The sequence below is a fragment of the Terrisporobacter muris genome (assembly GCF_024621905.1).
In the GTDB taxonomy this organism is placed as follows: domain Bacteria; phylum Bacillota; class Clostridia; order Peptostreptococcales; family Peptostreptococcaceae; genus Terrisporobacter; species Terrisporobacter muris.
In genome coordinates this window covers 1-6,673 of record NZ_JANKBY010000198.1, presented here as the reverse complement: position 1 = coordinate 6,673, position 6,673 = coordinate 1, and the positions used below count along the sequence as shown (strand labels likewise).

General features: G+C 27.2%; 7 protein-coding genes. 4 read left to right on the top strand and 3 right to left on the bottom strand.

The window, feature by feature from the left end; genetic code table 11:
• The 3 genes from NSA58_RS13630 to NSA58_RS13620 form a co-directional block, all read right to left on the bottom strand.
• Positions 1-576, bottom strand: a 576-nt coding sequence (locus NSA58_RS13630; protein ID WP_257560577.1) for a hypothetical protein, incomplete at its 3' end; no start/stop codon positions are given.
• Positions 577-794: 218 nt separating this feature from the next.
• Complete coding sequence (locus NSA58_RS13625) at positions 795-1,868, bottom strand: glycoside hydrolase family 18 protein (RefSeq protein WP_074078671.1); 1,074 nt, start codon at positions 1,866-1,868, stop codon at positions 795-797.
• A 250-nt stretch (positions 1,869-2,118) separates the two neighbouring features.
• Positions 2,119-3,600, bottom strand: a complete 1,482-nt coding sequence (locus NSA58_RS13620; protein WP_257560576.1) for a recombinase family protein — start codon at positions 3,598-3,600, stop codon at positions 2,119-2,121.
• Between the two features lie 286 nt (positions 3,601-3,886).
• On the opposite strand from NSA58_RS13620, the gene NSA58_RS13615 reads away from it, so the two are divergent.
• The 4 genes from NSA58_RS13615 to NSA58_RS13600 all read left to right on the top strand — a co-directional run bounded on the left by NSA58_RS13615 (position 3,887) and on the right by NSA58_RS13600 (position 6,568).
• On the top strand, positions 3,887-4,165 hold the full coding sequence (locus NSA58_RS13615; protein ID WP_257560575.1) for a hypothetical protein: 279 nt from the start codon (positions 3,887-3,889) through the stop codon (positions 4,163-4,165).
• A complete protein-coding gene (locus NSA58_RS13610) occupies positions 4,158-4,661 on the top strand; it encodes a hypothetical protein (RefSeq protein WP_257560574.1) in 504 nt (167 codons plus the stop codon). The genes NSA58_RS13615 and NSA58_RS13610 overlap by 8 nt, the downstream gene beginning before the upstream one ends.
• 1 nt (position 4,662) lies before the next feature.
• Entirely contained in the window at positions 4,663-5,013 is a 351-nt protein-coding gene (locus NSA58_RS13605; RefSeq protein ID WP_257560573.1) for a hypothetical protein, read from the top strand.
• Between the two features lie 154 nt (positions 5,014-5,167).
• Entirely contained in the window at positions 5,168-6,568 is a 1,401-nt protein-coding gene (locus NSA58_RS13600) for an ATP-binding protein (protein ID WP_257560572.1), read from the top strand.
• Positions 6,569-6,673 lie beyond the last annotated feature (105 nt).

The window sequence follows — 6,673 nt, the reverse complement described above, 5'->3', positions numbered from 1 at the left end:
ATCATAAAAATAAAGTATTTTATTTTTATTTAATAAATTAACTGTTATTTTAGGGCATAGTAAATCATATTTATTATTGAATTGTTTAATATTGCAACCTATAAAATTTCTATACTTATCTACAGCAAAGTTTTTGTTTAAGTGAGAATCATTTTTATTGTAATCTAATCTAATATCAATATTATTAGTATCCATATCAAAATAATCTTCACTAATTAGATCGCTTTCACTAAATGAAGCTTTTATAACTATATTATTCTTATACCAAAGTATAATATGGGAATCATCATTATTTCTATTATAATAAGTTTTTATAATAGAATGATGATTAAAATCTCTAAGACTAACATAGTTTTTATTGATACGAGATAAGTCATTCAAGTTTATATAGTAAGTGGATTTTTCTGGTGAACCATAAATTTTTTCAACATCATCGTAAGTAACACCTACTAACTGTTTTATATCAGAAGTAGTTAGTTTTGCTGGGTTATTAGTATTATTTAGGTTATTTATTTCACAGCTACAAGATAGCAAAGAGTTAAATAACAAAAATGCAATTATAAATTTTTTCTTCATTTGACATCTCCTAAATGTTTATACAAATATTATCTATTTTTACTTGGAAAAATATACTTTGCATATTATTAATTTAAAATAATTTTCTACTCATTTTTAGTTATCATATATAAACTAAGGGTTTTGCTATTTTACAACTTTAATAAGGGTTAAATAATAAAAATGATATATCGCACTACTTTTTTAGTGCGATATACCCTTTTAAAATAAAAGTTACTTTATTCTAAAGTAGGAAGCTGACCAAAAGTATCTTGTAATTCGGTTTCATATACTACTGGATTATTAATTGATTCATACATTGCTCTTGCTAGAATATTAGCTTGATCAAATGTTGATTGCCAAGAGAATATACCACCAAGACAATTTTGAAGTGCGTATTGAGCTTTTAAAAATGTGGAAACTTCGTTATCAAAAGACATGGCAAATTCACCATCCTTGACTAAATAAGGTACCTTAGCTTGATCATCAAAGTTATATTGATACCCATTTTTATTAATATAAGATTTTCTAAGTTCGTCATAAGATCTAGTTATAGCAGCTCCAAGTCGTCCATAAAAAGGAACTCCAAGAAGGATTTTTTCTGATGGCATTCCAGCATCAATTAAATTATCCACCATGCTATCTACACTATAGCCTGGAAGTGATAAATCTGAGTCAAATAAATTGGCCTGATGACGCTGACCGCGTTCACCTGTTTCTCCAGCAGTAAAGTCATAGCTCATTAGGTTAAAATGAGTTATAAGTGGAGCAATCTTATTTATTTCCGCACTTCTATTAATATATGCAGAATCTCCAGTTCCAGCAACACTTATCCAAGTTTCAGGACCAAGAACATCTCTTAGGGCAGTCAATAAAAGTGTAAAGTTTTCTCTATCTTCTGGTCTTGATTTAATTCCAGAAGCACTACTTCCAGGATATTCCCAGTCAATATCTATTCCATCTAGTCTGTACTCGTTTACTAGGTTTTGTACATTTCTAGCAAAAGCATATCTAGATGCTGGTGTGGATGCTGCATCAGAGAAGCCGTCAGCTGCCCATCCCCCAATAGCAGCTATTACTTGTAGGTCTGGATTTGTCTCTCTTAATCTTACTAAGGATCTTAGATAAGCAGGAGCAGGTACAACTAATTCACCATTAGAACTGATTTCTACAAAAGCATAAATTACAAAATCTAAAAAATTAGGGTCTATATTTCTAGGATTACCAAGAACATACTCGCCGACTATAGGTGACAAATCAGGACATTTAGGATTTGTACTAGGCTGTAACTCTTTATCTATTGGAGGTCTCATTAATTGAGAGTTTTTTTCAATTGCTTTTTTTGAAGATTTTATTCTTTTTTTGCATTTATTGCATTCATCTTCTATAAAACAGATATACCAATCTAAGCATTTGTATTCTTTATTGCAGTTTTCAACTCTTTCTTGTAGTTCTTTAAAAGTTTTAGGTGGTGGAAGTAATACAGGTGTGCCTGGTAGCCAGTTAGATGTATTATAGTAACTGCAAAAATGTTGTAACCCAGGTATAGTCTAGGGTATAATACTATTTTGGTAACTTAGGATGAACCTCTAAATTGAACTCATCTTTTTTTGCATCTTTAGCTTTTTCATATAAAACTTTATCTAAAACAGATTTCAGAAGTAAATTTTGCTCTTTTGCATCATTAGAATTAGAGTAGTTCTGTAAAACTTTTTCTAGAGTAGGTATTATTTGTTTTTTAGCTTGTAAATTATCTTTATAAGTAATTATAGATAAATTACATTCTGCTATTCTATTTTTCAAGTCATCTATTCTAGAACTTAAAATAGTAGATCTTTCTAAGAATGTATTGTCATCGTAAATTCCACGTTCTAGAAAATCAAATAATTTACTTTTTTGTTTTTCAGTCTCATTTAATTCTCTTTGTAATTTTTTAACTTCAAATTTTAATTTATCTATATCAGATGTATCATCTTTTAATTCTATTTTGACTTTATATTTATTTAACCAACCTTCTAAAGATTCTATAATTGCATCTTCAACATACTTTAAAGAACTAGATTTATTATTACAATGTCTACAGTTAAGGTATATTTTGCCCCTTGAAATTTTTTGGATTAAATTATGGCCACATTTCTTACAAACAACTATACCAGCTAGAGGATTAGAAACTTTAGTTTTAGTTGGACTAATGTATTTACTTTTTCTTATTTCTTGAACTCTATTGAATGTAAACTCATCAATAATAGGTTCATGTTTACCTTTTGTTATAATTTGCTCATTAGCTGGTCTAGGTCTACTATGATTTTTTCTATCTATAGTTTTCCATTTAACATATCCGCAGTAAGTTATATTACTTAATATATCTCTTACGGCCTTTGCTTTAAACTCAATATGGTTATTTGTTTCATATCCTAAAGAATTTAACTTGTTAGCAATTTTGGTAGCACCATTATTTTGTAAATACATATCAAATATTAATCTAACTGCTGTTGCTTGCTCATCATTTATAGCAAGATATTTTTTACCTTTGTCATCATACTTAAATTCATATCCATAAGGTGCATCAGGACTAATATATTTGCCTTCTTCAATGCTTTTAGCTCTACCACGTTGCAAACGTCTATTAATTAGCTTTAATTCTTTTCTAGCCATAAATGCTTCGAACTCACTATATTCTTCATCAAACTCATCATCTAAATTATAGATTTTACGAGGAGTTATAATTTTAGTCTTGGATTGCTTAAATGTATCTAATATTAGTCCTTGGTCTTGCATGTTTCCTCTACCAAGTCTATCAAGGTCCATAACTAGGACAGCATCATATTTTTTATTTTTGACTTCTTCTAAAAGTTCTATCATACGAGGTCTATGTTCAACATATTCCCCTGATACGAGTTCTTCTTTTATATCAATTATATTTAATTTCCTCTCTTTGGCAACTTTTAGGAGAGTAGTCTTATGTCTATGAAGAGTCTCGTATTCGCCTTCTTTTTCTGCTTCAATATCAGCACGAGATTTTCTTAAATATATACAAGTTTTCATTATAAAATTCCCCCTTATAACTTGATTGTATGAAATTATACGTAATATAATTAGTACTTGAATCTATTTATTATATAATTATAATGTGTAACTAAATACGTATCAATAGGATGGTAAGTAAAATTAATTGAAGTAAATTAACATAAACAAGTAATATATTACCATTTTTTTAGAAAATTTTCCAAATAATGTGATATAATGCTTGTATAAATGAAATATTTAGTTGCCTGTTACTTGTAATAAAGTTATAAAGAATTATAGCTATGTAAAAGGCGGGGGGAGATTAATGAAAGAAAACATAAATAAAGTGTTAGAAATTAAAAATAATGATAAAGAGTTTGAATATAATTGTTATCGTGTTTTATATAAAGATGACAAATTCAATATATCTTTTGGAAATTTTGATGAAGATAATAATAGAGTAATAGTAGATACAGATATAAACTTTTCTAATGAAAGCTTTAAAAAATTTTTTGACTCTATATTACTGAGTATACTTGATTATCAAGAGAAAACAGGCGAAAACTTTTTTGAAGTAGATGAGGGGGAGGATTTAAATGAGTAATATTTCTATTCTTAATTGGAATACTATTGAAGAAAATGAATATACTCTTATTAGAGATAATAATAATATAAAAACTGCTCAACAAAATGTTAAAAGAGCAAAAAATCCTCTTGCTGATAAAATGTTCGCTACAGTAATAAAATCATATATGACTAATAGACCAGTAATGAGCGATGTTGCTGACGTTATAAATACTGAATGGAGCATGATAAAGAAGGTTGATAATTTGAATGAATCAATAAAAAAATTATTAGATTCAATTTTCTATTCAGATTTAAAGAATATGTTTTTTGAATGTGATGAGAAAAAAGTTAATTTATGGATAATCATAGAAGAGAAAAACTTTTCAAATACAAAAAAATATATCAGAACCATTAGAGAAGTATCTAAAGAAAATGATTTAGAAGTAGAATATCTTATTTTTGATTTAGAAGATAAGGATAAAGTTATGGAGCAGCTTAATATGGAAAATAGGAATTTTACGGAGTATATATAGAATGCCATCTGAATTAGAACATTTAAATCAATATGAAAAGAATAAAAAACTAGCTTTTTCAGATATAATGTGTAATTCTATTAATAATGACTGGAAGGTAACTGTTTTATTTTATGCTGCTCTACATAAACTAGATAGTCATTATGCTAATATATATCATCCTGGTTCACATAAGACAAGGAAAGAGTTTTTACATAAAGTAAAGAAATATGATAAAATTATAGATGAATATGAATACTTAGAAGAATTAAGTAGAAATGCTAGATATTCATGTGTAAAAGTAAAACCAAAAGATGTTAAAGAAGCAGAAGAATTATTTGAATGTATAGAACAATTTGTTGAAAATAATTAAGACTAGGTTAATTCCTAGTCTTTTTTGTATAAAAAAATGAAAAGGCATAAAGTTTAAAAAAATAACAAAATTTTGCAAAATATTCCATAAAATTTATGATACAATTGTCAATATAAAAAAACGAAAACTTTATAAAGGGAGATATGTGAATTATATGAAACGAACATTTGATTTAAATATAGAGACTGTTCTTGAAAATTGGACAGTTGCAGATGCTGTTAGAGAGATAATAGCGAACGCTGAAGACGAAACAATAATAACTAATTCTAAACCAGTTGAAATATATAAAGATAAAGATAATAAATGGCATATAAAAGATTATGGAAGAGGTCTTAAGTATGTACATTTTACCCAAAATGAAAGTGAAGAAAAGCTATCTAGAAAAGATTTAATAGGTAAGTTTGGTGTAGGTCTCAAAGATGCTCTAGCTACATTTCATAGACATAATGTAATTGTAACGATAAAAACAGAAGATTCTATTATAAAAACAATAATGACATCAAAGCATGGATTTGATGATGTTGAAACTTTGCATGCTGAAATATTGGAAGTAGATAATATAGATATAGTAGGGACTGATTTTATATTGGAAAACTGTTCTGATGAAGAAATGGAAAAAGCAAAGTCAAACTTTATAAGATATACAAATTCTGAGCTGCTACAAGTTACAAAATACGGGGAAGTTTACAAAAAGTCAAAACATAATGAAAAATCTAATATATATGTAAATGGTATGAAAATAGCTCAAGAAGATAATTTTATATTTCATTACAATATAACTAATATAAATGCTTCAATAAAAAAAGCTTTGAATAGAGAGAGAACAAATGTAGGTAGGACTGCATACACAGATCGAGTAAAGCAAATATTATTAAATTCATCTAATGAAAATGTATTAAATGTTATGATGGATGAATTAAGAAAAATTTCTTATGGAGATAATTGTGATGAAGTTGCTTGGTTAGATGTAGCTACTCATATGGCGAAGCAAGTAAATAAAAATGGTAATGTTGTTTTTCTTTCTCAAGGAAGTTGTATTAGCGAAGATATAAAAAATACAATTGAGTCAGAAGGTAAAAGAATCATATATATTCCTGAAAATATATCGTCAAAATTTGAAGATATGAAAGATGATGATGGCAACAACATGGAAACGCTATCATCGTTTATGAAATCTTATGAAGAAAAATTTGAGTTTGACTTTGTAGATTATAAAGAGTTAGATGAACAAGAGAAAAAAGTTTATGATTTATGTGAAAGTATAGCTAAAGAGTTAGGTTTTGCTGATATATTAAGTAAAATAAAAATATCAAATACAATGCATAAAAGTATTGGACAAGAAATTTTGGGAATTTGTGATCATTATTCAGATAGAATAATAATCAAAAGATCTCAACTGAAAAATTCAGAGAAATTTTTAGGTACTTTAGTACATGAGGTGATACATTACAAAACTTATTCATTAGATTGTACTAGAGAATTTGAGAATGAGCTTACAAAAATAATAGGAATATTATCAAACAAGTTGATTATAAGATGTTTGTTGACAATATAAATGTTGATACATTTAAAGTAAAAGGAGTTGGATTAAAAACAGTAAATCCTTATGATAAAAAAGGAAAAAAGGCAAGTATTAGAATGTTTAGTGAATGGTTAGATT

What these genes read in the sequence shown, in the direction of transcription:
- NSA58_RS13625 (WP_074078671.1), bottom strand. Translation starts at nt 1,868, where the DNA reads ATGAGACCTCCAATAGATAAAGAGTTACAGCCTAGTACAAATCCTAAA.
- NSA58_RS13615 (WP_257560575.1), top strand. Translation starts at nt 3,887, where the DNA reads ATGAAAGAAAACATAAATAAAGTGTTAGAAATTAAAAATAATGATAAA.
- NSA58_RS13600 (WP_257560572.1), top strand. Translation starts at nt 5,168, where the DNA reads ATGAAACGAACATTTGATTTAAATATAGAGACTGTTCTTGAAAATTGG.
- NSA58_RS13605 (WP_257560573.1), top strand. Translation starts at nt 4,663, where the DNA reads ATGCCATCTGAATTAGAACATTTAAATCAATATGAAAAGAATAAAAAA.
- NSA58_RS13610 (WP_257560574.1), top strand. Translation starts at nt 4,158, where the DNA reads ATGAGTAATATTTCTATTCTTAATTGGAATACTATTGAAGAAAATGAA.
- NSA58_RS13620 (WP_257560576.1), bottom strand. Translation starts at nt 3,600, where the DNA reads ATGAAAACTTGTATATATTTAAGAAAATCTCGTGCTGATATTGAAGCA.